The organism is Hymenobacter sediminicola (assembly GCF_014250515.1).
Classification (GTDB): Bacteria; Bacteroidota; Bacteroidia; order Cytophagales; family Hymenobacteraceae; genus Hymenobacter; species Hymenobacter sediminicola.
Window position 1 is genome coordinate 2,362,509 of sequence record NZ_CP060202.1, and the last position, 23,964, is coordinate 2,386,472.

The following is a 23,964-nucleotide window of genomic DNA, read 5'->3' on the forward strand; positions in this document are numbered from 1 at the left end:
AATTTTCCTCCCTTGAAGCTCTGCGCTTTTTCCACAACCCAAACTCCCCCAACCGTATGCGTACCACTACCCTTTCTGCCGCCCTCCTGGCGGTGTTGCTGGCCAGCTGCCAGCAACAGACCGATGAGCAGCTCGCGCCTCAGCCCGAACTGGAGCCGACCACAGCCCTCACCAGCCAGCAGCTCGATGAGCAGATCATGAGCCGCCTGCGCGAAACCGGCAAATACGACTGGAACCAGGCCACGGCCCACGTCGTCTGGAGTGCCCTTACCCGCTCCGACTATGTGCTGTCTGTGGGCTACCGGCCCGTGGGCCACAGCGGTGCCTTGCCGGATGATGCGGCCTCGAATCCGGCCTGGCAACAAGCCCGTGCCCAGGTACTGGCCCTTATTCTGACTGAGGAGCAGAAAGCACATCCCGAACTGACGGCCGAAACGCTGGTCGCATATCAGGAAAATGTGCTGCCTGTGCTCGACGTGACGGTGCGGGAGCTAAGTACGATTAAAGCGCTGCGGGCTTCCGGGCTGGTGCGCTACGCCGAACCCATGGGCTACGAGCCCAACCGCCCCGATGCAAACAAAGGCGCAGCGGCTCTTAGTAGCAGCGGCTGCGGCAGCAACACGGCCACGGCGGGCCTCGTGGCCGGTTCCGACTACACGGTGCTCACTGGCGGCAGTAAGTCGTCGTGGAACCAGGCCGACCAGTACCACGGCATCCGCTCGGCCTGGAACCAGAGCACCGGCCGCGGCGTGAAGGTGCTCATCATCGACTCGGGCTGCTCTGATGCGCAGGAAAATCTGGGGTCGGCCTTCAACCAGGGCCAGAGCACCGGCCGCACCATTGAACGCCTCGTGACCATGCCCCGCAACAGCATTTTTGGCATTCCGTACGGCGACGCCGAAACGCCCAACGACGGCTGCGGCCACGGTACTAGTATGGCCGGGGCCTGCGCCGCGCCGCGCGGCACCGATGGCGCATCTGTTGGTATTGCCTACAACGCCAACCTCATTACGGTGCGCGCCGCCGAAGACGTGTTTCTGGATGCCAGCCGCGAGGTAAAAGGCGTGTCGGATGCCTACATTCTGGCCGGCAACCGTGCTGACGTGCGTATCATCAGCATGAGTATGGGTCGCCTGACCAGCTCGTCGCAGATGCTAGACGCTATCCGCTATGCCTACAGCCGGGGCAAACTCATCTTCTGCGCCGCCGGCACGTCCTTCGACTGGTCGGCGGGCATTGTGGGCGTCATCTACCCCGCTTCGCTGCCCGAAGCCGTGGCCGTGACAGGCGTGAAAGACAACCTCACCACCCGCTGCGACGAGTGCCATACTGGCTCCGATGTGGAGTTTACCGTGGTCATGCAGCGCACTAGCATAGACCGGCGGCCTCTCACGCTGGCTATGTCCGGTGATGCGCCCAGCACCGTGGGCGGCTCCAGCGTGGCCACCAGCAGCATGGCCGGCATGACTGCCGTGGTATGGGCCAAATACCCCACCGAAACGCGCGCCCAGATACTAAGCCGCCTCGTGGCCGCCAGCTCCAACCGCAATGCCCGCAGCAGCAGCTTCGGCTGGGGCCGCGTGAATGTGGCCGCTGCCGTGGGAGCCCTGCCGCTGTAGCAGCCCAGCTTTCTAGGTTGTAAAAAGCCCTGTCCGGAAAGTCCCGGGCAGGGCTTTTCTTGTTATGCATCTGCTCAAGACTGCTCTACCCTTATTCTCTATATGAGAAAACAGCCAACCCCACAATCCATTATGAGAATTAATTGGTTTTCAGTCACTTATTTTCTCAAAACCCCAAAATCAGTTATTTAATATCATAACGCTGCGTATGGCGGAACTGTGCGGCTGATGATGGTTGGACCTAGATAGGTTCCGGATTTACAAGGCATCAGCGTTTCGACAAATGAAAATCTATATCAAGTATATGATCGATGAGCATAGCAAAAAGATTGTGCGTGAAAGGTTAACCGCGTTAGGATTGCAGTACAAGATAGTGGAGCTAGGCAGAGCATAATTGACCGAAAAACTGCACGACGAGCAACGCCAGCAACTACGGCTGGCGCTGCTGGAATCTGGACTGGAGTTGCTGTGCAGTGCCAAAGCTGTCTTGATAGAAAACACCAAAGCGGTTATCGGGGAAATGCTGCACGATGCTGCAGGACTACGAAAGTCCAAGAATTCGGCCTATATCAGCCACAAGCTCCGCTACGATTACACCTATCTGGCCACCGTATTTTCGGAGGCGACAGGTGGCACGATTGAACAGTACACGATTGAACTCCGGATTGAGCAGGCGAAACAACTGCTCCTACAACGGCAGCTCAGCTTAACGCAAATAGCGCACGAGCTGAACTATAGCAGCGTGGCCCATTTGTCTAATCAGTTTAAAAAGGTGACGGGGCTAACGCCTACAGTCTTCAAGCAGCACAACGTTAATCAGGGCATTATTCAGGAAAGTGGGAATGGTGTAAACAGGTTCTGCAATTGTGTAAGCGTTGTGCAAAACCGGGGGGTAAGCTTTGTAGCGTGCAGATAAGTTGCACACTACAAAGCTTACATTCTTATGAAAAAACGATTTCTCTTACTGCTGACCTCTGTTACTTTGGCAGTGCTGCCTGGGACATTGATGGCTCAGGTTGCGCCGGCGCTGGGAGCAGCTTCGAGCTTTGCTTTCTTTACCGCAGTCGGGGCCTTCGATAACGTCGGTCCGAGCGTGATTCAGGGTGATATTGGTACGAATGCCGGTGCATTCAGCGGCTTTCCGCCCGGCGTTGTAAATGGCACCATTCACGTGGCCGATACCCGCTCTACCCAGGCTGCTACCGATGTGCAGGCTGCTTTTGGCTACATGTCTACTATTTCCTGCGTGGTGCCGCTGGCCGTATACGGCGGGCCGGTAAGCAACCCGCAGGTGCTCACGCCTAACTCCTACTGTGTAGGAGCCGCTACCACGCTGGCCGGCAGCCTAATTCTGGACGGACAGGGCAACCCGAATGCTATGTTCTTTCTGCGCGTATCGGGCGCGCTGACCACCGGCGAAGGCTCTACTGTATCGGTCATCAACGGCGCTTCGCTCAACAACGTGTATTGGCAGATAACGGGCCGTACTGACCTAGGCCGTAACTCCGTGATGCGCGGCACGCTGCTCGTTGACGGAGCCATCAACTTGATTGAAGGTGCTTCGCTGCTGGGCCGTGGCCTGTCGCGGCAGGGTGCCATCACCATCGACACGGGCACGGGCGCCGTGCCGGTTGCCATTCCAACCACTACCTTCTGGCTGGGCAGCCGCACCACCGACTGGTACACGAACAGCAACTGGTCGGCGGGTGTGCCGACCAGCCTGCTGGACGCCGTAGTACCCACCGGCACGTCGCCTTACCCGCTGATTGATAGCGGCAACGCCGTAGCAAAAAGCCTGACCATCGGCACCAGCGCCAGCCTCACGCAAAGCGGCGGCGCCCTCGACGTGAAAGGCGACGTAAGCAACAGCGGCACAATCAGCGCCACGGCGGGCAATGTCAGTCTGAGCGGCACCACTGCCCAGGCAATTGGCGGCACCGGCAGCACCCAGTTTTGGGGGTTGTCATTGGCCAACTCGGCCGGCGCTGCCCAGTCCGGCGCCATCAGCATCCACGGCCTGCTGGGCCTTACCAACGGCAACCTGACTACCAACAGCCGCCTGCTCACCCTGCTCTCCGATGCCACTGGCACGGCTATGGTTGTGAATACGGGGGGCAGCGTGCTTGGCACGGCCACGGTGCAGCGCTATATCAATCCGAGCCTGAACAACGGCTTGGGCTACCGCCACTACAGCTCGCCGGTACAAAGCACTACCGTAGCCGACCTAGCTACCAGCGGCTTCTCGCCAGTAGTAAACCCGGCCTACAACACCCAGGGCAATACAACCGTCCCTTTCCCGACGGTCTACGGCTTCAACGAGGCCCGCATTGTGGGTACCAGCGCTACCACCCAGGACTTTGACTACGGCTTCTTTTCGCCGGCTAGCCTGAGTGCTCCGCTCGTTCGTGGCTTCGGCTACACGGTGAACATCAATGCCAATGAGAAAATAGACCTGGTGGGCACGCTCAACACGGGTAACGTACCGGTTGGTGCGCTCACCCGGGGCACCGAAGCCAGCTCGGGCTGGCAATTGCTGGGCAACCCCTACGCGGCTCCGCTCGACTGGAAAAAAGCGCGCCTGAACCTGCCTGCCGGCGTAGTTGATGCCGTGTATGTGTACAAGTCCAGCAGTCAGTACCGGGGCACTTACCAGTTTTATCAGAACGGTTTCGGCACTCTTCCTAATGGCTTAGTGAGTTCTATGCAGGGATTCTTCCTGCGCGTGAGTCAGCCCGTAGCCTCGTTCAACTTCGTGGATGCTTGGCGCTCGGATACTTATGAAGATGCCACCTTCAACCGCACTACAGCCGAAACCCGGCCCGCCGTTCAGCTGGATCTGGTATCGGCCCAAGGCACGCATGAGCCGGCTTACGTGTACTTCGAAGCTGGTGCAACTGCTGGTATTGATGACCACTACGACGCCGAGAAACTGCCCAACACTACGGGCCTGAACCTGGCCTCGGTAGCTGCCGGCACCAACCTGGCTGTGAACGGTCTGCCGCTGCTGACGGCCGCCACCATCGTTCCTCTGAGCATTGGCGTCCCCACAACGGGCACGTATTTGCTGCAAGCTGCTTCGCTACTAAATCTGAACACAACCGACGTGTATCTGCACGACGCCCTGACCGGGCAGCAGGTAAACCTGCAGCAGCAGCCGAGCTACAGCTTCTTGGCCAGCAACGCTGCCCTGATTACGGGCCGCTTCTCGCTACACTTCAGCCCCCAACGCACATTGGCTACCAAGAATAGCTTCACGGCCGCCAGCGTAAGCGTCTATCCGAACCCGACGCACAATAGCTTCACCCTGCTGGTGCCTGCCGTTAGCGGTGCCACCCAGGCTACCGCCGTACTCTACAACGTGCTGGGGCAGCCCGTACGGGAGATGACACTGGCGTTGCCGGCTGCCGGTGCCAAAATTACCCTAACGGTGCAGGGCTTGGCGCTGGGAGTGTATACGCTGCGCGTGAAGGCCGGTGCCTCCACCATCACCAAGCAGGTGGTAGTTAACTAGCCTGCCGCTTTTTTCTGCCCTCTTAATCGACTCGCCATGAAACAGGTTCTTATCCCCGTTACCGCCGCTTTTCTGTTTTTCCTCACTACTTCTGCCGCTCTGGCCCAAGGCCCGGGCTCCGGTGGTCCCGAGCCTCAGCAACCCCAGCAGCCCACCGCCGTGCCTATTGATGGCGGCGCCTCACTGCTGCTGGCCGCCGGTGCTGCCTACGGCTGGCGCCGCATAAGAAACAAAAAATAGCCGGCGGACTGCCATCGACTGGAGACAGTCGTAGCCTCCTAGCCTTATTGTTTCCCAGAAAGCAAAACGTCCCCGTCCGGAATCCGGACGGGGGCGTTTTTATTAGCGCAAAGCCGAGCAGTTTACCGCACCGGCAACCACTTGGCCAGTACCGCCTGCTGTGCCGCCGTGGGGCTGGCTACCCGCTCGATGCGGTAGCGCTGGGCTGTGGCCGCCAGCAGCGGAAACCGCAGCTCCTGCACCTGCCCATCCCGCGAAACCAGCAGCTGCACCTCCGAGCCCGTGGCCCGGCCGGCCAGTGCCTGCGTCAGGTCGCCGGTGAGGCGGGCCCCATCCAGGGCCAGAATTTCGTCGTTCACGTTCAGGCCGCCCTGCCAGGCACTGCCCCCGCGCACGGTGCTCGTCACCACGTTCTTGCCGCTGGCGCTGCCTACGCTGGCACCCAGCGCCGCGCCCTCCGCCACCGGTGCCGCCTTCAGCGTGAGGCCCGCATACCCGAAGGCCGTTTCGTAGGGCAGCGTTTCGGTGCCGTACACGTGGCGCCGGAAAAACTCATCGAAGCGGCGGCCCGCTACTTTCGCCACGGCCGCCTGGTACTCCTCATCCGTGAAGCCGCGCTGCTTTTTCGTGTAGTATTCGTCGTAGAGGTAGCGCATCACGTCGTCGAGGCTTTTCTGGCCCTTCGTTTCATTGATGACCATCAGATCCAGCACCGCCCCGATCAGCTCACCCTTATCGTAGTAGCTGATGCCCGTGTTGGCCGAGTTTTCGTTTGGTCGGTAGTACTTGATCCACGCATCGTAGCTGCTCTCGGCGGCCGATTGTTGCTTGTTACCCGGCGTATTTTCCACGCGGCCAATACCGTTGCTCAAGTCGGCCAGGTAGCCGTCGGGCGTCACGAAACCGGCGCGCTGTACAATCAGGTTCGAGAAATACTCCGTGCCGCCTTCGCTCACCCACAGCATGCGGGTGTAGTTTTCCTCATCGTAGTTGAATGGGCCCAGCGCTACCGGCCGGATGCGCTTCACGTTCCAGAGGTGGAAGTATTCGTGCGCTACCAGCCCCAGAAAGCCCTTGTAGCTCCCCTCCGTGCTGTAGGCGTTCCGCGACACCGACAGCGTGGTGGAGAACAGGTGCTCCAGGCCGCCCGTGCCCCGGTCGATGTTGTGGATGATGAACATGTAGCGGTCCAGCGGATTTTTACCCACCACGCGGTGCGCTTCCTCGCACACTTTCTTCATGTCGGCCAGCAGCTTGGCCTCGTCGTACTTCACGCCCTGCCCAAACATGGCAATGGTGTGCGGCGTGCCGGCCGCTTCAAAGCTCAATACCTTGTGTGTGCCAATTTCGATAGGCGAGTCCGCCAGCTCATCGTAGTTCGAGGAGCGGAACGTGAACTGGCCGCCGGCCGGCTTCAGGCTGGTGCTCACCTGCGTCCAGCCCGGGGCAGGCTTCACCTCCAGCGTGCTGGCCAAAGCCTGGTTATCAGCGGGGTACATGAATACGCTGGTGCCGTTTACGTAGCCGTGGGCCGCGTCGAGGAAGCTGGTGCGCACACTCAGCTCGTAGGCATACACCCGGTAGCGCACCGTGAAATCCTTGTTTTTAGGATGATACACGCGCCAGGTATTTTTGGCTACTTTCTCTACTCGCAGTGCCTCACTCCCGGCCTGAGCCGCAAAGCCCTCTACGTGCCGCGAAAACTCCCGCACCAAGTAGGAACCTGGTGCCCATACCGGCATTTTCAGGTCGGTATACTGCTTGCTGAAGCCGCTGAGCGAGGTTTCAACTTCGAAATAGTGGGTTTGCGGGGCCGGCATAGCCAGCGTGTAGCGCAGCACTGGAGCCGCCAGTGCCGCACTGAACTGGCTCAGTAGCAACACCAGCACCGCCGCCACAAGCAGGCGGGTACGGGAATGGGTCATGAAAGGGGAATTAGGTGAGAAGTAAGGAGCCCGCCGGGTGCCACCGTGGTGCCTCCCACAGCGGGTTAGGGCAAAGAACGGGGAAAAACAGGCAGGGCTGCAAGCCTGCCAGCAAAGTCTCCTACCCGGCCGCTGGCGCCCAACCCGCCTATAGCCGGACCGGAACCCGCTACGTAGCTCCGCCGTTAGGGAGGCAGCAGCCCGCCGCTTTCCGGGCCGCGTTACCCTATGCGCTTCGTTTGGATAGCCTTTATTGCGCTGGTTGCTCTACTTCTAGGCGTGTTTCTGTGGCCGAGCCGCCCGGCAGAGCGGGCTGCTGTTACCGCCGAGGAGCCGCTGCCCGTGCAGCGCACGGCCTGGGTCACCAGCAACCGCCCTACCCCCAAAGCTGATAGTATCGTCAGTTTCGCAATGCGCCAGTTGGGCACCAACTACTGCTACGCCGGCAATACTCCGGCCACTGGTTTCGACTGTTCCGGCTTCGTGCAGTATGTGTTCAGCAATTTCAACCTGCCAGTGCCCCATTCCACTGCGCTACTCATTGACGTAGGCCGCCCGGTAGCCCGGGAGCAGGCCCGCCGCGGCGACATTGTGGTATTCACGGGTACGGCCGCTACGTCCACCACACCCGGCCATGCCGGCATCATTGTATCGGCTCCCGGCGAACCGCTCCGCTTCATTCATTCCTCCTCAGCCCGCCGCGAGTCCGGTGTCAAAATCAGCCAAGTGGAAGGCACTGACTATGAGCGGCGCTTTATGCAGGTACGCCGGGTACTGTAGACGTAGCAAGCAACCTGTCTTTTTTCCTAGTTGAACTATCTGTAAAAGAGCGATGCCCGGCCGCCTATGCAGGTCCTCCTGATCGAGGCTGCTGGGCGGGCCGGGCATCTAATCCTTCAAATCTTACCAAGCGACGAGTCTGGGGTACAGGCCCGTCATCTCCTTATATAGGTAAGACCTTGCCGTAATGCGGGAAATGCTAAAATGGAAGCAGGTTCCGCGCGAAACCTTTTGTTAAGCGCGTCCGGCGGTGAAGCGGACTACATTCGACAGGCTTGGCAGGATTTGTTTGGGACTACTAGACATTTTGTACCTCCTTTCTTTACGTTCGACATAACCCCGGCCGCGTCTCCCAATACCTTAGGGCTCCTTGGGCGGGGCTGTAGCACTCACTACGGTTGGTAAAGTTAAAAGCCTACGGGATGGTTCAAAATAAAAAGCGCTTTTTTTAGCACTGCAAGCCGCTTTGCTGGTCATAAACCTGATCCTCAGTCGTTTTATTTTTTCTTTTGCGGGTAAACGTAGCACTGGCCTCAAACTTGCAATCTGGGCAGGTAGCAGCTATTTGCCGAGAGTTGCTGACATGTAGGAGTTTTCTCCTATCTTTTCCCACCATCTTTTTACCTCCTCTCTTCACACCATGAAAAAATCCCTGTTTCTCTCCCTCGCTTTCCTGCTCGGCTTTGTGCGGCTGGCCTCGGCCCAAACCCTCTCCCCACTGGGCACGTGGCAGAACGAAGAAAAGAAAGCTACGTTTGAGATTTACAAATGCGGCAACAAGCTGTGCGGCAAAATCGTGACGCTGACTGTGCCCAATGACCCCGCTACCGGCAAACCCAAAACCGACTCCCAGAACCCCGACCCAAAGCTGCGCAACCGTCCGCGCCTGGGCCTGGTGTTCATGCAAGGCTTTGAATACGACGACGCAAACAAGTGGGACGATGGCAAAATCTACGACCCCGAAAGCGGCAAAACGTACTCCTGCTACATGAAGATGATCAACGCGAATACGATGGAAGTAAAAGGATACATCGGCTTCTCCATGATTGGCAAATCGCAGACCTGGACTCGGGTCAAATAAGCCCGATTCACTTTTCAGGCGTATACTTGGCGACGCTTCCGCAATTGCGGGGGCGTCGCTTTTTGTTGTTATAGAGTTGTTGTGGCCCATGCGCTACCCCTCAACATTTCATCTCAAACCGGTTTTTCAACGCTTTGAAATCATTACTACTGAGTTTATTGCTGTGGTGGCGTGCTCTAGTACCGGCGGCCTCCCAGACACCAGTGCCTCTGGGCATCTGGGCCGATGACTCCGGCGACTCCCATATTGAGCTTTACCGCTGTGGTGAGCAGCTCTGTGGGCGGCTGGTGTGGCTGCGCACCCCAACCGATGCCAACGGCAAACCCCGCCTCGATGAGCACCATCCCGACCAAACCAAACGAAGCCAGCCGTTGCACAACATGACGGTGCTGCAAAACCTGCGCTACAATGCGGAGAATGACCGGTGGGAAGACGGCTCACTCTACGACCCTGACAATGGCCGCACCTACTCCTGCTACCTCGCCGCCGCTGGAAAAGACCGACTGGAAGTGAAGGGATACATTGGGTTTTCTCTTTTTGGCCGGGCGCACTACTGGCAGCGCGTGAAGTAGAAACCGGCACTGTTTTTTCTTTGCAAGGCAAGCACTTTCCAGTGCTTGCCTTTTATTTTCTCGCCTACCCGAAGTGGTCGAAAAACCCGCCTTGGCCCCACTGAAAAAACCATTTGCCTGGGGTGGTGTTCTTCATCATATACCCTGTTCACCTTGTTACAACTTCTTAAACGGCTCTTTTCCTCCAGCTCTGCTACTCAGCCAACTGAGTGGCAGCCACTGCACCGCACGCCTGCGCAAGAGCGGCTGCATGCGCGCTGGATAGAGCAACAAGTGTATCTGAACTGGGCCGGACCTTACTTCAAGGCCTATCATTTTTGCAAAGCCGGTATTCAGGGGCATGGCCTGCGGGTGCAGTTACTGAACGAGCCCGGCCGCCAAGGAGCAGTGCTGCTCTACGACCCCAGTATTGGTCCGGGGAATTTTCGCCACTTTTTCGACCTGCTACGTGACCGAGTGCTGGCGCTGGGCTACAACGTATCGACTTCTGACCAGCGCACTCTGCATCACGAGCAGTACACCGAAACCATTGAAAAGCATTTTCTGAAGCCCCGGCCCAACGACTGTACCGCTACCGGCCGCTGCAACCAGCGCTATGGCAATGTGGTAGTAGACTTAGTGCAGGTGAATGGTCAGCCAGGGTTTATCCGTTTCTTCAGCAACCCTTTTCAGGATTCCATCTTCACGGCACCACACTCCTTTGACGAGTTGATGGCTGCGGTACTGGACCTGCCGCCCGCTCCAAAGGAAGTACAGGCTCGCATCAAGCAGTACGCCAAAGGATAATCCACAAGAACCTGCAGCACCCCCTGTTTACAAGCAAGCCCTTGCTACCACGTGGTAGCAAGGGCTTGCTTGTTATTGTAATGTACAGATAGGTAGTCCTACTCCCGTACGAAGCGGGCTAGTGCTGTTTTACCGTTGGCGAAAGTCAGACGCATGTGGTATAGCCCTGCAGCCAGCGCTTTGGTGTCGAGTTGAGCATGAAGCGGGTCTACCTCTTGGCGCAATAGCACGCGGCCAGTGGCATCCGTTACTTCAGCAGTGGCGCGGGCAGTCAGGTCCTGGAGCCGGAGTGTTTCGCGGCAGGGGTTTGGGTACACGGTGAACCGAGCAGTGCGGGCCGCCGCCTCGGTGCCCAGTATCAGCGTGAAGTCACGCGAGGTAATACCGTCGCCTTTCAGCAGCCAGTTGTTGGCATCTACTTCCACAGAAGCTACCGTTTTGGTGGTAGGTACGGTGAAGTTGGAAACCAACTGAGACTGACGCAGACGCAACACCTGCGAAGTACCATCAGTAAAGAACAGCGTGTAATCAACGTCTGTATCGAAAAAGGGCGTTATGCCGGCCACCGACACGGTTTCGGTGTTGCGCAGGTAGAAATTCTGGCCTACCTGATTCCAGTAAACCGAGAATGTGGGGTAGCCCTCGCCGCGGTACCATTGGTCGAAGAAGTACTGCAGGGAGCGGCCAGCTTCGGCTTCAAAAACAGCCTGCAGGTCGCGGGTGCGGGCCGTGCGGCCGCTGTATGTGCTTTGGTAAGTGCGCAGGGCCCGGAAAAACTTGGTATCGTCGTTGAGCAGGTAGCGCAGCATATGAACGACTATCGCGCCTTTCTTATAGGTCAGGTTGTAGTCGAAAATGCGGCCCACGTTGGTCGTGTCCGGCACCCGGACGCTTCCGCCCAGCGCCGGTACCCACTGCCCCCCTACGTAGCGGTTTTTGGCATAATACTGGGCCGTTTCTATCCATTGCTTCGCATCATTCGCCGAGGCAAAGCGCGTGAGGGAAAGGTATTCGCCGTAGGAGGCGAAGCTCTCATTCAGCCAGATATCTTCCCACGAGGCGCAGGTCACGTTGTCGCCGAACCATTGGTGGAATAGTTCGTGAGCCGTGAGGGTGAAGTCGAACCCGTCCTGCGTGGTCATGGTCTGGTGCTCCATGCCGCCCCCGATGGGAGCCATGCTGTGGCCATACTTTTCGCTGGCAAATGGGTAGAGCCCTACCAGGCTAGAGTAGTTTTCGATGAAGCCGGGCGTGCGGTCAATTTCCGTCCGGTAGTAAGTCAGCGCCGCCTGGTTATAAACGTAGTTGACGATGGGAATTTGAGGGCCGCCTACGGGATTGGCGTAGTTGATGTACTCTATATAAGGAGCCACAGCTACCGACACCAGATAATAGTCGATGGGTTTGGCGCGGTGCTTCCACTCGTAGCGGCTCTTGCCATTGGGCATGGGCGAAACCCGCTGCAGCACTCCGTTAGAGCCTACTTTGTTGACGCTACTCGTTGTCACCCATACATCCAGAGAGTCGGCTTTATCGGTGAGCACCTGCTTGCAGGGCCACCACTCATGGGCCGAAAAGGGCTCCGACAGGCTCCAGGTGACGTTGTATGTGTAGTTCAGGTTGTTGACCCGGACGCTGGAACGAGTATTTAGCGCGTTGCCAATGGCCGCCGTATTGCCGTTCGGTGCCGTGCCCCGATAATAGACCACGGTGCTGAACTGGGTGTTTGCCGGTACGGCCTGCGGCAGAGCGGCCGTCACATCGGAGCCAGCGCGGCGCAGGCCCGGTGAGCGGCGGCCGTTTACTACCACCGAGTCGATGGTGAACGTCTGGTAGAGCTCAAACGCGACGGAGTCCAGCGGCTGGGCGAGGCTGCGGGCCACCATCCGGACATTGCCGCCAACGTTGCGGGAATTGTTTTCGAGAGCAATATCCAGCTTGTAGTATTTCACATCGTAGCGGTCCATTTTCTGGCGGTGGCGCACGGTAGTTGCCGGGCCGCGCTGCGCCGAGTGAACATGCGCACGCACGCAGCTGGCCGCCCCATCATGGGCTAGGCTAAGCGGATCTGGTCGGGCAGCCAGCGACTGAGCCTGCGCTCCGGAAGCGGCCAGCAACACCCCTGCCAGCAGTGAGTAGAAACGATACATAGAGAAACCGGGAATTTAAAGAGTGAATGAGCAGCTGCAGTAGCAAGAAGCCGCCTGGCAAGATACGCAGTACCCTTCACTAACCGTTGTTGAAAAGAACCGGGTTCCCCTGTCCTGGTTGTATATTTCGGAAGCGCTTTTCTGCCTGTTATATCTCTCTGCTATATGCCCATTTCTACCCTCCATTTCGTCCGTTGCCGCAGCCGTTGCCTGGGCCTGTTTCTGCTGCTTGCGCTGTGGCTGGGCTGCGCGCCGACGGCCCGTGCCACGCACATTGTGGGCGGCGAAATGGACCTACTCTATCTGCAGGGAAACACCTACCAGATTACGCTTAACCTCTATTTCGATGCGCTGAACGGCAACCCTGGCGCCCTCGATAATGACATGACGGTCAGCATTTTCGAGAAAGGCTCGAACCGCCGTATGCAAAACCTGACGCTGCCGCTTACTTCCAACACGCTCGTCAACTACACAAACCCAGCCTGTTCGTCGCCTTCGCTCGTTACGCGCCGTATTGTGTACGCCGCCCGCGTTGATTTATCGGCCAACATCTACACCAACGCCGCGGGCTACTATGCGGCAGTAGAGCGGTGCTGCCGCAACAACGGCATCAGCAATATTGTGCTGCCGGCCGATGCTGGCCAGACGTTCTATCTGGAGTTTCCGCCGGTGGTGCGCAACGGCCAACCCTTCCGCGACTCTACTCCCCGCATTTTCCCGCCCCTGAGTGATTATGCCTGCTTGGGTGAGCTGTTCTATTATGATTTTGGCGGCGTGGATACCGATGGCGACTCACTGGTGTATGAATTGGCGACTCCCTTCAATGGCTACTCTACTACGGGCGTGCCCAAACCAACGGAGGCGCGCCCGCAGCCTTACCCGGAGGTACGCTGGGGCACCGGCCTGAGTGTACAGAATCAGATTCCGGGCACACCTACGCTCAGCATCAATTCCGCTACGGGCCGGCTGGAAGTACGGCCCACCAATGTCGGGCTGTTTGTGTTTGGCATCAAATGCTCGGAGTTCCGGGACGGCAACAAGATTGGCGAAACTAGGCGCGACTTTCAGCTCAAGGTTATTGCTTGCCCGCGCAACACGGCCCCCAGCATGAGCGTGCAGATGCCGGGAACCACCAGTTCCTATCTGCCTGGCCGCGACACGCTACGCCTACGCCCCGGTTTCAGCCGCTGCATTACGCTGCGTTTCACCGACCCTGACTCTCCTTCACGCCTGGCCTTGTCGTTGCGGCCCGTCAACTTCCCGGCCTCCTTGCTGCCGTCTTTCACCGTCACGCAGGGCACCGTAAAAAGCCCGGGCGCCCCCGATACGCTGGTGTCGCAGCTGTGCTTTCCAGCTTGCTTCAACTCACGGGGCCAGGTATATCTGCTCGATGTGATAGTGGCCGATGATGGCTGCAGCCTGCCCAAGCGCGACACCGTGCGCGTGGCTTTTACGGCCATACCAGACCCCAACAGCCCGCCCACTATTACCTCCACGGCCGCCCTGCCACTGCGGGCCCGCGTCGGCGACCTGATAACGTTCGACGTAACCGGGACTGATGCCGATGGCGACCCTCTCTCGCTTTCGATGACCGGCCAGGGGTTCCAGCCGGCCGACCAGGGCATTACCTTCACGCAGGGCGCCAGCGGCAACCAGATTCGGGGGCGCTTCTCCTGGCGCGTCGATTGCCGGGCAGTAGGCCGGCCGCTATACGAACTAAATTTCCTGGCTAGCTCATCGGTCTGTAGTGAGGCCCAGACGGCAGGCCTGCGCATTCCCATTCAGATTGACTACACCAATACCCCGCCGGTCCTGACCTCCAGCTTGCCGCCGGCCCCCACGCCCATCGACTCGCCGGTGCGCATCCGGCGGGCCGTGGGCGGCGTGTACGAAGCTACCTTCGCCGGTACCGATGCCGACACGGACCCGTTGGTGCTGTCGGCTACGGGCAACGGGTTTGATCTGGCTGCTGCGGGCATGAGCTTCCGGGCTACCAATGGAGCTGGTCGTGCTACGGCCGTGTTTCGCTGGGACGCCAACTGTGCCGGCCTGCAGCAGCCTGACGGAGCGCTGGAAGTAACGTTCCGGCTAGAGGAAACCACCTGCCGCCCTGAGCCTCGCACCCGGGTTGTGCGCTTTGAGCTGATTAACCCGGATACGCTGGCTTTCACGCCGCCTAATATCTTCACTCCCAACAACGACCCCGGCCAGCGCAACGAGTTCTTTACTATTCCCAATCTGCCGCCTGACTTCTGCGACTCCCGCTTTGCCAGCATCAAGGTGTTTTCGCGCTGGGGAAATCAGGTGTATGAGAGTAAGCTCCGCAACTTCCGCTGGAATGGTGGCCAGCAGCCGGCTGGCGTATACTTCTACCTGATTGAGTTCACCGACGGCCGCAAATACAAAGGCCCTATCACACTGGAAAGATGAAGCTGACAGGCAAGGCTACGTATCAGCTACTGATATGACTGGACCAAAAAAGCCCCGCCGGACAGTCCGGCGGGGCTTTTTGCTTTCTGCCACCACAGCTAGTAGAGCAGCACAAATACCACGAACAGTGCCACCCAGAGCACGTCAATAAAGTGCCAGTAGATACTAAGCATCCGTAGTTGCAGACGGCGGTAGGGGTTGCGGATAAAAACCAGGGTGCGCACGGCATCATGGGAGGCATGCAGAGTGCGCAGCAACAGCACCAGCAGGAATACCATGCCCCCCAGCAAATGCACGACGTGCAGCGCCGAAATCAAATACAGAAACGTGCCGCTAGCCCGGCCACCGAAGGGCACGCCCTGCAGCAGCAGTTCGCGCCAGCCCAGTATCTGCAGCCCCGAGAAGATGCAGCCCAGCAACAGGGTGGCACCCAAGCACCGGGTCAGGCTCTGCACATCGTCGGCGCGGTAGAGGCGTGGGGCCTGGCTTAGTACATAGCTGCTGATGAGCAGCACAATTGTGCTAATGGAAAAGAACCTTGGGAGGGACTGTGTGCTGGTAGGCATTTCGGCCGCGTAGCGAGTATAGGCATACGCCACTACCAGAAAAAGAAACAGCACAGCCACTCCCGACAGCCCCAGGTACAGAATCATAAGCAGCGGCGGTACTCGCTCCATGCGCTGGAAGGCGGAAGCCGGCCGGTTGGCACCGACTTTATCTTTGTGTTCTTTATCGGAGTTCATGAGCGGCGGTAGTAGGCAACGGTCTTTTGCAAACCAATACAAAGGCCTTTAGTTCCGGACGCGCTGCCGCCGCTTAACCCAAGGTCTTAGAGCCAGGTACGTAAAACCGGTTCGTACCGACGAGTAGGATTCGGGGCATTTTTCCAGAAAAAAACCGTCCTCCCGCATAGGGCGGAAAGACGGCATTTTCAGTCGCCGCGAAAGAAGGAACCGATTTTCCCCAACACGGCATTCAGGGTGATTTTGGGGCTGCGGCCGGCACCAAACGTAACGTAGGTTTTGCCGGCTACCCGCAGATCCAGCACCAAGCCCAGTTGCAGCGCCAGGTCGTTCAGTTGCTGCAGTGGATCGGGGCCGCGGCGGCCTTTGGGTTTGGGCGGGGCATTCGGATCTTTGGGAGGTCCGCTGGTAAGCTTATCGAGGACCCGCTGGCTGGGCACGTTCAGGATGAGGTAGGAGCCGGAAGCTGCCACCTGAATATCGTCGCCATCGAAGGTAATGACCAGCTGAGCCTCAATGTCGAGGCCGCTAGCCAAGGGAAGGCGAAGTTGAGGACGGCAGTTCCGGCCGGGCCGGCGCAGGCGGGTTTTCGCCGCGCGTCCGAATGCGCAGGGAACCGTTCAGGCGAAACGTGGTGGCCGGGGCACTGGCGTTCTGCGCATTGGGCATCTGCAGCTCCATCTGGTCGAAAGTTAGGGCTAGCTCTACGCCGCCCGACAGTTTGGAGAGCAACGAGGCAGCCGTGTCGGCCCAGGAGGTGGGTTGAGAAGAATCGGGCATAAGGAAGAGGTGATGGTGTTGCTACGAAAACGAAGGCGAGTGGCGCAAGTTACACGCCCCATTGGATTCCGGGATGTAGACTCCAGCATTGGGCACAACGGGAGGCTGGCAACGATTTTGCACTACCGAAGCTCAGCTACTGCAATCAAAATATTGCGGACTGCGTATGTTGGCCCGTTGCCGTACGTCTCTTTTGCACCTGTTTCGCATGCTATTCTCCTGTCCTCGCCCATTTCTGCTGATTTCGGTCCTCACATTGACACCAAGTATCACCTATGCCCAAACCACTCCTGCTGCCGCCGAATCCAATGCGGTGCGCCCGGCAGACAGAGCATTGCTTTCACCAGCCATAAAGCCCGCCGCCGGCCAGCCTTTCGGCCTTTCTGATAATACCGAACTGGTTTATCGTTTGCTGGATGCCAATGGCAAGCCAGCCGGTGAGCTGCACCAACGTGTAGTTCGCCTGAAGAAGGATGAGCGGGAAGAAAGCAAAAAGCAGGTGGTGACGGAGCAGACCGCGCTGCTCAAGAGCGGCCTCTACGACAAAAAGAATATTCTGGTAACCCTCCAGGACCTTACTTTCCGGGCCCGCCGCGACACCAGCTTCACCGACGGCATGGCCTGCATCAACCAAGACGCGCTGCGCTCCTTCCGCGACCGGAAAATTGCGTACGCCCCGGTGGCGCTGGCCTGGCCCGACCGGCCCACCGTTGGCACCGACCTGCCCGATGGTGGCGTCACCATCAACGTCAGTAGCTCTGTGGTGAGTATTGCTAACGTAAGCACCACACTGCGCAAGCGGCGGGTGGTAGGCGGCCCCACTCCTCTTACAACACCAGCCGGCACATTTTCCTGCTACAAAGTGGAATCTGAGCGCGAAGAAGCCACGGTGCCCCGCCCCGACATGGCCATGCGCAGCACCACAAAGCAGGTGGATTTTTACGCACCCGGCGTGGGCATCATCCGGACGGAGCGCTACACGAAAGGTGGTAAGCTTGAGCAGGTTCAGGAACTCACTTCTCGCACTACCTCAGCGGGCGCTACGGATGAGAAGGTGAAATACAAGGCAAAAAAATCGTAATTTCCGGACCGGAATATTTCGTTGTCCTCACCTTTCTTTTCCATGTCCTTCCAGCACTTCGTTTTCGCGGCGGCCCTGCTTTCCCTGGCTGCTTGCCAATCTTCTCCCGCAACCGAAACAGCGGCCACTGATAAGCCCGCTACCGAAACGCCCGTTCTGCTTACCGGCAAAACCTACGGTGCCGCGGTAAACTCAGAAGGTGCCAAGCCGCTGTCAGAACTCAATCAGGTGCTCGGAACCCAGGATTCGGCGCAAGTGAAGCTAATTGGCAAAGCCGATGCCGTGTGCCAGGCCAAAGGTTGCTGGATGACGATGAAGACGCCAGATGGCCGGGAAATGCGGGTGCGGTTCAAGGATTATGCTTTCTTCGTTCCCAAAGACATTGCCGGCAAAACTGTCGTTATCAATGGCTGGGCGCACCGGGAAGAAGTGCCAGTATCTGATTTGCAGCATTACGCCAAAGACGCTGGTAAGTCTGAGAAAGAAATTGCGGCCATTACCAAACCCGAACAGCAACTCAACTTCGAGGCTGACGGAGTGCTAATTGCGGATAAGCTGTAGTACAGGCATCTTGCCTCACAAAGGAAAGCCCCGCTTGCAGAGCGGGGCTTTTTGTTTTGAAATTCCCCACTGGTTAGAGGCATATGGCTGTCAGAAACCGGCCCCGGTTAGTAGCTTGCGGAGCCATTGACCCACACTACCGAATCCCCCGATCTGGACCCTGCTATAGCTCCGCCCGCCTATGACACCTGACATCCAGCAGCGCATCACGGCCCTTACTGAACGGCTACACCACCTCAACTACCAATATTATCAGCGCGACATTTCAGAGATTCCAGATCAGGAGTTCGACCACCTACTGGCCGAGCTGGCGCAACTGGAAAAGCAGCACCCGGAGTTTGCACATGCCAACTCTCCTACCCAGCGTGTGGGGGGCACCATTACCAAGCAGTTCCCGACGGCTGCCCACCGCTACCCCATGCTCAGCCTCGGCAATACCTATTCTGAAGCAGACCTGCGCGAGTTCGATGAGCGGGTGCGCAAGGGCTTGGAGGGAGCCGACTTTGCGTATGTGTGTGAGCTGAAATTCGATGGTGTGGCTATGAGCCTGACCTACGAAAACGGCCAGCTTACGCAGGGCGTCACGCGCGGCGACGGCACCCGCGGCGACGTCGTGACCAGCAACGTGCGCACCATCAAGAATTTGCCGCTACACCTGCGGGCCTCCTCGCCGCAGCCCGCTGAGTTTGAAGTGCGCGGCGAGATTTTTATGCCGCTGCCAGTATTTGCCGAGCTGAACGCTGAGCGGGAAGCCAACGGCGAGGCGCTGCTGGCGAACCCGCGCAACGCGGCTAGCGGTGCCCTCAAACTCCAGGATTCGGCGCTGGTGGCCGCCCGGCGGCTGCGCTTCTACGCCTACTCGTTTCTGATGCCGGGCCGCAGCGTATTTCCTACGCATAGTGCTTCGCTGGCGGCACTGAGTGCCTGGGGCCTACCTGTGTCAGATACATGGCGGCTGTGCAGCTCCATAGCGGAAGTGCTCGATTTCGTGCATGAATGGGACAAGAAACGCTTCACGCTGCCGGTTGCAACCGATGGCATTGTCATCAAAGTCGATGATTTCCGGCAGCAGGAGCAGCTAGGCTACACGGCCAAGAGTCCGCGTTGGGCTATTGCGTACAAGTACCCAGCTGAGGCGGGCCGCACACGCCTGCGCGCTATTCAGTACCAGGTGGGCCGCACGGGCGCCGTTACGCCGGTGGCGCTGCTGGACCCGGTGCCGCTAGCCGGCACTGTGGTAAAGCGCGCTTCCGTGCACAACGCCAACCAGATAGCTGCCCTCGACCTACGCCTCGGCGACATGGTATTTGTGGAGAAAGGGGGCGAAATCATTCCTAAGATTACTGGTGTAGATCTGGCCGCCCGGCCCGATGACAGCCAGCCCATCGTCTATCCTACTGAGTGCCCGGCCTGCGGCACACCGCTCATCCGGCCCGAAGGCGAAGCGCACTTCCGCTGCCCCAATGACCGGGGCTGCCCCCCGCAACGGAAGGCCAAACTGGAGCATTATGTGTCGCGCAAGGCCCTAAACATTGATGGTCTGGGTGCCGAAACCGTGGGCCGCTTCTTCGACCTGGGCCTCGTGACGGACCCTGCCAGCCTGTACGACCTGCCAGCCAAGGCCGAAGAGCTGGCGCAGCTAGACCGGATGGGCGAAAAATCGGTGCAGCGCCTGCTGGCCGGGCTGGAGTTGAGCAAGCAGGTTCCTTTCGACCGGGTTCTGTTTGGGCTGGGCATTCGGTACGTGGGCGAAACAGTCGCCGAAAAACTGGCCAACCACTACCGCACGATTGAGGGGCTGATGGCGGCTACGGCTACGGAGCTGGCAGCCGTACCGGAAGTTGGCGGTGTCATTGCCGAGTCGGCGGCGGCGTGGTTTCAGGAGCCTGAAAACCGGTTGCTGCTGGAGCGGCTGCAGCAAGCCGGGGTGCAGATGACCCTCACGGGAGAAGCGCCTAAAGCCATGAGCAACCGCTTGGACGGTCAGACGTTCGTGTTGTCGGGCGTGTTTGAATTGCACTCCCGCGACGAGCTGCAGGCACTTATTCAGGCGCACGGCGGCAAGGTGACGGGCAGTATCAGCAAGAAGCTCAGCTACCTGGTGGCCGGCGACAAGATGGGCCCCGCCAAGCGCGAAAAAGCCACCGAGTTGAAAGTGCCTATTATTTCTGAAAACGAGTTGCTGGCCATGCTTCCTTCTGCCACTGATGCTGCCGCACCCGCCGCCAATGCCCCGGATATGGCAGCCTCAGCGGAACGAATACCGACGCCAGACGTTACGCCAGAATCCTCAGCACCACTCAATACCCGACCGGGCCAACAGGGCTCTTTATTTTAGCCACCGGCCAGTCCCCCCACTTCTACTCCTGCTTTTCGCCATGACTACCCGCTTTTTGCTACTGGCTTCTCTTGCCGCTCTGCTCAGCTTCCAGCCAGCCCAGGCCCAGACGGCCTCTAAACCCGTTCCGCCTATTGTAGCGGCCGAATTCATTAAGAAACCGGATGTTGTAGTACTGGATGTGCGCACGCCCGAAGAGTTTGCCACCGGTCATTTGAAAGGAGCCCGGAATCTGGATTTCCGCGCCCCGGGCTTTGGGGAGCAAGTTCGTAAGCTTGACAAGAGCAAAACCTACGTGCTCTACTGCGCTTCCGGCAACCGCAGCGGCCAGAGCACCGTGCTCATGGAGGAGCTTGGTTTTCGCAAAATCGTGAATGCCGGCGCGTTCAAGGACCTGAAAGAGGCCGGGTTGAAAACGGAGTAATCCTTCCCTTCGTGATAAAACAAACGGCCCCGCCTGCACAATGCAGGTGGGGCCGTTTGTTGTGCAATAGCCTTTGCCTTAGAAGCTGTTTACCATACTGTTGCGCAACGTACGGGCACTCCAGTAGCCGCTAGCAATGATGCGGCGAATTGTGAACAACGGGTCCTGCGGGTCGCGCTTTTCGGCCAGCACGAAGGCGGCCACCATGCCGCGCTGCTTCAGCTGCGGAATAGCCTCGGGGTTCCAGAGGCCGAAGGGGTAAGCGAAATACTTGATGTCTTTGCCGGTAATTTCCTCCAGCGTTTTGGTGGGCTTCTCGATCTGCGTCACCCAATCCTGGCCCTGGTATTTCTTCACGTTGTGGTGGTCCCAGGTGTGCGAGCCGATAACGTGACCCTCATCCGAAAGCTGCTTTACCTGCGCCTTGCTCATGTAGTTGGGGCGGCCTAGGCTCACAGTCATCACAAAAAACACGCCTTTGAAACCGTGCTTTTCCATCTCAGGCTTCGCAACGGTAAACTGGTCCAGGTCAGTATCATCGAAGGTCAGCATCACAGGCTTGCTGGGCAGCTTGGCACCAGTGGTGAGGTAGGCGTATAGCTGGTCGGGCAGGATGGTGTGGTAGCCAGAGTCGGCCAGCATCTGCATCTGCTTGCGGAAGGCATCTACTGGCACGATGTAGTCTTTGGCACCTTTCGAGTCCTTGGCACGCCAGTCCCGGATCTGGTGGTAGCACAGAATCGGAACCTGTGGACGGGCCGTGATGGTGGCGGCATCCGCAATTTTTCCGGCCGGAATGCTGCTTGGGTCGGGAGCCGTGGTGCCGGAAGCAGTTGCGGCAGCCGAGTCTTCGGCCGCGGCAGTGGCGGCCGTACCGCTCATGGCTTCACTGGTGGGAGAATCTGCTTCCGTGGTAACGGCCGACTTAGAATCGTTGCAGGAGGGCAGGCTGAGGGCCGAGGCCAGGGCCGCTACGGCGAGCAGCGTGAAATGGGTACGCTTCATGAAAAAGGAAAACACGGCCGGGCCGCAAAGGAAATGCTGTATTTTTGTCGAATTAGTCTGCTGGGGCAGCCGTGAACCGGCGCACTGGCGTTCCATCTTACAAAGCAACAGCTAATTCCCCGCATGGACAAACTCCGTGGCACCGGCGTCGCCCTCGTTACGCCCTTCACGCCTGCCCCCGACCACGCCGTAGACTACGCCGCCCTGCGCCGCCTCCTCGATTTTGTCATTGAAGGTGGGGTGGAATACCTCGTCATCAACGGCACCACGGCCGAGTCGCCAACCATTAAGACGGCGGAAAAGGCCGAGATTCTGCGCGTCGTGAAGGAACATGTAGCCGGCCGCGTGCCACTCGTGTACGGCATCGGGGGCAACGACACGGCCGGCACCGAAGCTACCATCCGCAGCACCGACCTGAGCGGCGTAACGGCCATCCTGTCGGCCAGCCCCTACTACAACAAACCCAGCCAGCGCGGTATCATTGCGCACTACGAGCGGCTGGCTGATGCCTCGCCCCTACCAATTATTCTGTACAACGTACCGGGCCGCACGGCTTCCAATCTCACGGCTGCTACCACACTGCATCTGGCGCAGAACCCCAACATCATCGGTATTAAGGAAGCCAGCGGCAACCTGGAGCAGTGCCAGCAGATAGCCGCTGCCAAGCCCGCCGACTTCCTGCTCATCTCCGGCGACGACATGATGACGACTTCGCTCGTGAGCTTCGGGGCCGTAGGCGTTATTTCGGTGCTGGCCAATGCTTTCCCCCGCCCCTTCACCGACATGGTACGCCACGCGCTGGCCGGCAAGTTTCAGGAAGCCTCCCAGCTGCTGTTCAAGTTCGTGGACCTGAACCCGCTGATGTACGAGGAAAGCAACCCAGTGGGCGTGAAAGCAGCACTGGAAGCCCTGGGCGTATGTTCCGGCGAAGTGCGCCTGCCGCTGCTGGCCGCCTCCGAAGGCCTAATGGATCGGGTGAAGAAGCTGCTGTAGCAGCAATTTTAGCTCGATAAAAGCCTGTCATCCTGAGCGGAGCGAAGGGCCTTATCACGCCAGAACGATTATGTTCAACGTGATAAGGCCCTTCGCTCCGCTCAGGATGACAGGCTTTTTTACGGTTGATTCTCACCACCCACTGGCCAGCACATCGGCGACGTGCAGGGTTTTGATGGGCTTTTTCTCGCGGCGGATGTAGGCGTCGAGGTGCATCAGGCAACTGGTATCGGTGCTGATGATGTAGTTGGCGCCGGTGGCCAGGGCGTGTTCCACTTTCTGCTCAGCCATAGCCACGGATATGGCTTCGAACTTCACGGCGAAGGTGCCGCCAAAGCCGCAGCAGGTTTCGTTTTCGGCCATTTCCAGGCGTTCCAGGCCCGGCACAGCGTCGAGCAGGCGACGCGGAGCTTCCTTGATGCCGCACTCCCGCAACGCCGAGCAGGAGTCATGGTAGGTGTAAGTGCCCGAGAGCCGGGCCTGCGGGATGGATGTTATGCCCAGCACATCCACCAGAAATTCGGTCATTTCGAAGATGCGGCGTTGGGTGCCGTGGTAGCGGCCCTGCTCCGGGCTGCCATCGAACAACTCGGCGTAGGAGTTGCGCACCATACCCACGCACGATGCTGAGGGGCTGACGATGTAGCGGCCCGGCTCGTTGGGAAAGTCGTCCAGGAATTTGCAGGCCACTTCGCGGCTTTCGGCCTTGTAGCCAGCGTTGTAAGCCGGCTGCCCGCAGCAGGTCTGGTTGTTGTTGTAGTGCACCTCGCAGCCTACCGCTTCCAGCACCTTCACCATGTTCATGGCGGTGTTTGGAAAAAGTTGATCTACGAAACACGGAATGAATATATCGACAGCAGTAGGCATGGCGTGTGGCGGAAAATGGCTGTCATGCTGCGCGGAAGACCTTCTCAGGTCTGGACGAAACGTCTGACAGATATGTAG

General features: G+C 58.8%; 21 protein-coding genes. 14 read left to right on the forward strand and 7 right to left on the reverse strand.

What is annotated here, in order from left to right; genetic code table 11:
• The first annotated feature begins 56 nt into the window (after window positions 1-56).
• The 4 genes from H4317_RS10010 (at window position 57) to H4317_RS10025 (ending at window position 5,370) form a co-directional block, all read left to right on the forward strand.
• Window positions 57-1,619, forward strand: a complete 1,563-nt coding sequence (locus H4317_RS10010) for a S8 family peptidase (RefSeq protein WP_185886344.1) — start codon at window positions 57-59, stop codon at window positions 1,617-1,619.
• A gap of 394 nt (window positions 1,620-2,013) precedes the next feature.
• Window positions 2,014-2,535 (forward strand): helix-turn-helix domain-containing protein, encoded by a 522-nt coding sequence (locus H4317_RS10015; RefSeq protein WP_260625617.1) that lies wholly within the window; start codon window positions 2,014-2,016, stop codon window positions 2,533-2,535.
• A 90-nt stretch (window positions 2,536-2,625) separates the two neighbouring features.
• Window positions 2,626-5,130: a DUF8693 domain-containing protein gene (locus H4317_RS10020; RefSeq protein ID WP_185886345.1), complete on the forward strand. Its 2,505-nt coding sequence runs from the start codon at window positions 2,626-2,628 to the stop codon at window positions 5,128-5,130.
• A gap of 36 nt (window positions 5,131-5,166) precedes the next feature.
• The gene (locus tag H4317_RS10025) at window positions 5,167-5,370 is read left to right on the forward strand and encodes a PID-CTERM protein-sorting domain-containing protein (protein WP_185886346.1); all 204 of its coding nucleotides are present in this window, start codon (window positions 5,167-5,169) and stop codon (window positions 5,368-5,370) included.
• A gap of 122 nt (window positions 5,371-5,492) precedes the next feature.
• On the opposite strand, the gene H4317_RS10030 is transcribed toward H4317_RS10025, so the two are convergent.
• Entirely contained in the window at window positions 5,493-7,295 is a 1,803-nt protein-coding gene (locus H4317_RS10030) for a M61 family metallopeptidase (protein WP_260625618.1), read from the reverse strand.
• A gap of 228 nt (window positions 7,296-7,523) precedes the next feature.
• On the opposite strand from H4317_RS10030, the gene H4317_RS10035 reads away from it, so the two are divergent.
• The 4 genes from H4317_RS10035 (at window position 7,524) to H4317_RS10050 (ending at window position 10,514) form a co-directional block, all read left to right on the forward strand.
• On the forward strand, window positions 7,524-8,075 hold the full coding sequence (locus tag H4317_RS10035; RefSeq protein WP_185886347.1) for a C40 family peptidase: 552 nt from the start codon (window positions 7,524-7,526) through the stop codon (window positions 8,073-8,075).
• 640 nt (window positions 8,076-8,715) lie between these two features.
• The gene (locus tag H4317_RS10040) at window positions 8,716-9,156 is read left to right on the forward strand and encodes a DUF2147 domain-containing protein (protein WP_185886348.1); all 441 of its coding nucleotides are present in this window, start codon (window positions 8,716-8,718) and stop codon (window positions 9,154-9,156) included.
• Window positions 9,157-9,290: 134 nt separating this feature from the next.
• Window positions 9,291-9,728 carry a DUF2147 domain-containing protein gene (locus H4317_RS10045; RefSeq protein WP_185886349.1) on the forward strand — a complete coding sequence of 146 codons (438 nt, stop codon included), beginning with the start codon at window positions 9,291-9,293 and terminating at the stop codon, window positions 9,726-9,728.
• A gap of 153 nt (window positions 9,729-9,881) precedes the next feature.
• A complete protein-coding gene (locus H4317_RS10050; protein WP_185886350.1) occupies window positions 9,882-10,514 on the forward strand; it encodes a hypothetical protein in 633 nt (210 codons plus the stop codon).
• Window positions 10,515-10,612: 98 nt separating this feature from the next.
• On the opposite strand, the gene H4317_RS10055 is transcribed toward H4317_RS10050, so the two are convergent.
• Window positions 10,613-12,664 (reverse strand): M1 family metallopeptidase, encoded by a 2,052-nt coding sequence (locus tag H4317_RS10055; protein ID WP_185886351.1) that lies wholly within the window; start codon window positions 12,662-12,664, stop codon window positions 10,613-10,615.
• A 165-nt stretch (window positions 12,665-12,829) separates the two neighbouring features.
• Between H4317_RS10055 and H4317_RS10060 the strand changes: the two genes are divergently transcribed.
• Window positions 12,830-15,094 (forward strand): T9SS type B sorting domain-containing protein, encoded by a 2,265-nt coding sequence (locus H4317_RS10060; protein WP_185886352.1) that lies wholly within the window; start codon window positions 12,830-12,832, stop codon window positions 15,092-15,094.
• Between the two features lie 98 nt (window positions 15,095-15,192).
• Here the strand turns inward: H4317_RS10060 and H4317_RS10065 are convergent, their stop codons facing one another.
• The 3 genes from H4317_RS10065 to H4317_RS10075 form a co-directional block, all read right to left on the reverse strand.
• Complete coding sequence (locus H4317_RS10065; RefSeq protein ID WP_185886353.1) at window positions 15,193-15,837, reverse strand: cytochrome c oxidase subunit 3; 645 nt, start codon at window positions 15,835-15,837, stop codon at window positions 15,193-15,195.
• Between the two features lie 188 nt (window positions 15,838-16,025).
• Window positions 16,026-16,373 (reverse strand): hypothetical protein, encoded by a 348-nt coding sequence (locus H4317_RS10070; RefSeq protein ID WP_185886354.1) that lies wholly within the window; start codon window positions 16,371-16,373, stop codon window positions 16,026-16,028.
• A complete protein-coding gene (locus tag H4317_RS10075; RefSeq protein WP_185886355.1) occupies window positions 16,366-16,617 on the reverse strand; it encodes a hypothetical protein in 252 nt (83 codons plus the stop codon). The genes H4317_RS10070 and H4317_RS10075 overlap by 8 nt, the downstream gene beginning before the upstream one ends.
• A gap of 208 nt (window positions 16,618-16,825) precedes the next feature.
• Between H4317_RS10075 and H4317_RS10080 the strand changes: the two genes are divergently transcribed.
• The 4 genes from H4317_RS10080 to H4317_RS10095 all read left to right on the forward strand — a co-directional run bounded on the left by H4317_RS10080 (window position 16,826) and on the right by H4317_RS10095 (window position 21,021).
• Window positions 16,826-17,698, forward strand: a complete 873-nt coding sequence (locus H4317_RS10080; protein ID WP_185886356.1) for a TapB family protein — start codon at window positions 16,826-16,828, stop codon at window positions 17,696-17,698.
• A gap of 42 nt (window positions 17,699-17,740) precedes the next feature.
• Window positions 17,741-18,259 carry a DUF4920 domain-containing protein gene (locus H4317_RS10085; protein ID WP_185886357.1) on the forward strand — a complete coding sequence of 173 codons (519 nt, stop codon included), beginning with the start codon at window positions 17,741-17,743 and terminating at the stop codon, window positions 18,257-18,259.
• Window positions 18,260-18,440: 181 nt separating this feature from the next.
• Window positions 18,441-20,597 carry an NAD-dependent DNA ligase LigA gene (ligA, locus tag H4317_RS10090; RefSeq protein WP_185886358.1) on the forward strand — a complete coding sequence of 719 codons (2,157 nt, stop codon included), beginning with the start codon at window positions 18,441-18,443 and terminating at the stop codon, window positions 20,595-20,597.
• Between the two features lie 40 nt (window positions 20,598-20,637).
• Window positions 20,638-21,021: a rhodanese-like domain-containing protein gene (locus H4317_RS10095; protein ID WP_185886359.1), complete on the forward strand. Its 384-nt coding sequence runs from the start codon at window positions 20,638-20,640 to the stop codon at window positions 21,019-21,021.
• A 78-nt stretch (window positions 21,022-21,099) separates the two neighbouring features.
• On the opposite strand, the gene H4317_RS10100 is transcribed toward H4317_RS10095, so the two are convergent.
• Window positions 21,100-22,026 (reverse strand): polysaccharide deacetylase family protein, encoded by a 927-nt coding sequence (locus tag H4317_RS10100; protein ID WP_185886360.1) that lies wholly within the window; start codon window positions 22,024-22,026, stop codon window positions 21,100-21,102.
• Window positions 22,027-22,149: 123 nt separating this feature from the next.
• Between H4317_RS10100 and dapA the strand changes: the two genes are divergently transcribed.
• On the forward strand, window positions 22,150-23,019 hold the full coding sequence (dapA, locus tag H4317_RS10105) for a 4-hydroxy-tetrahydrodipicolinate synthase (protein ID WP_185886361.1): 870 nt from the start codon (window positions 22,150-22,152) through the stop codon (window positions 23,017-23,019).
• Between the two features lie 132 nt (window positions 23,020-23,151).
• Here dapA and H4317_RS10110 read toward each other — a convergent pair whose 3' ends face one another.
• Entirely contained in the window at window positions 23,152-23,886 is a 735-nt protein-coding gene (locus H4317_RS10110) for a (Fe-S)-binding protein (RefSeq protein WP_185886362.1), read from the reverse strand.
• Between the last annotated feature and the right edge of the window lie 78 nt (window positions 23,887-23,964).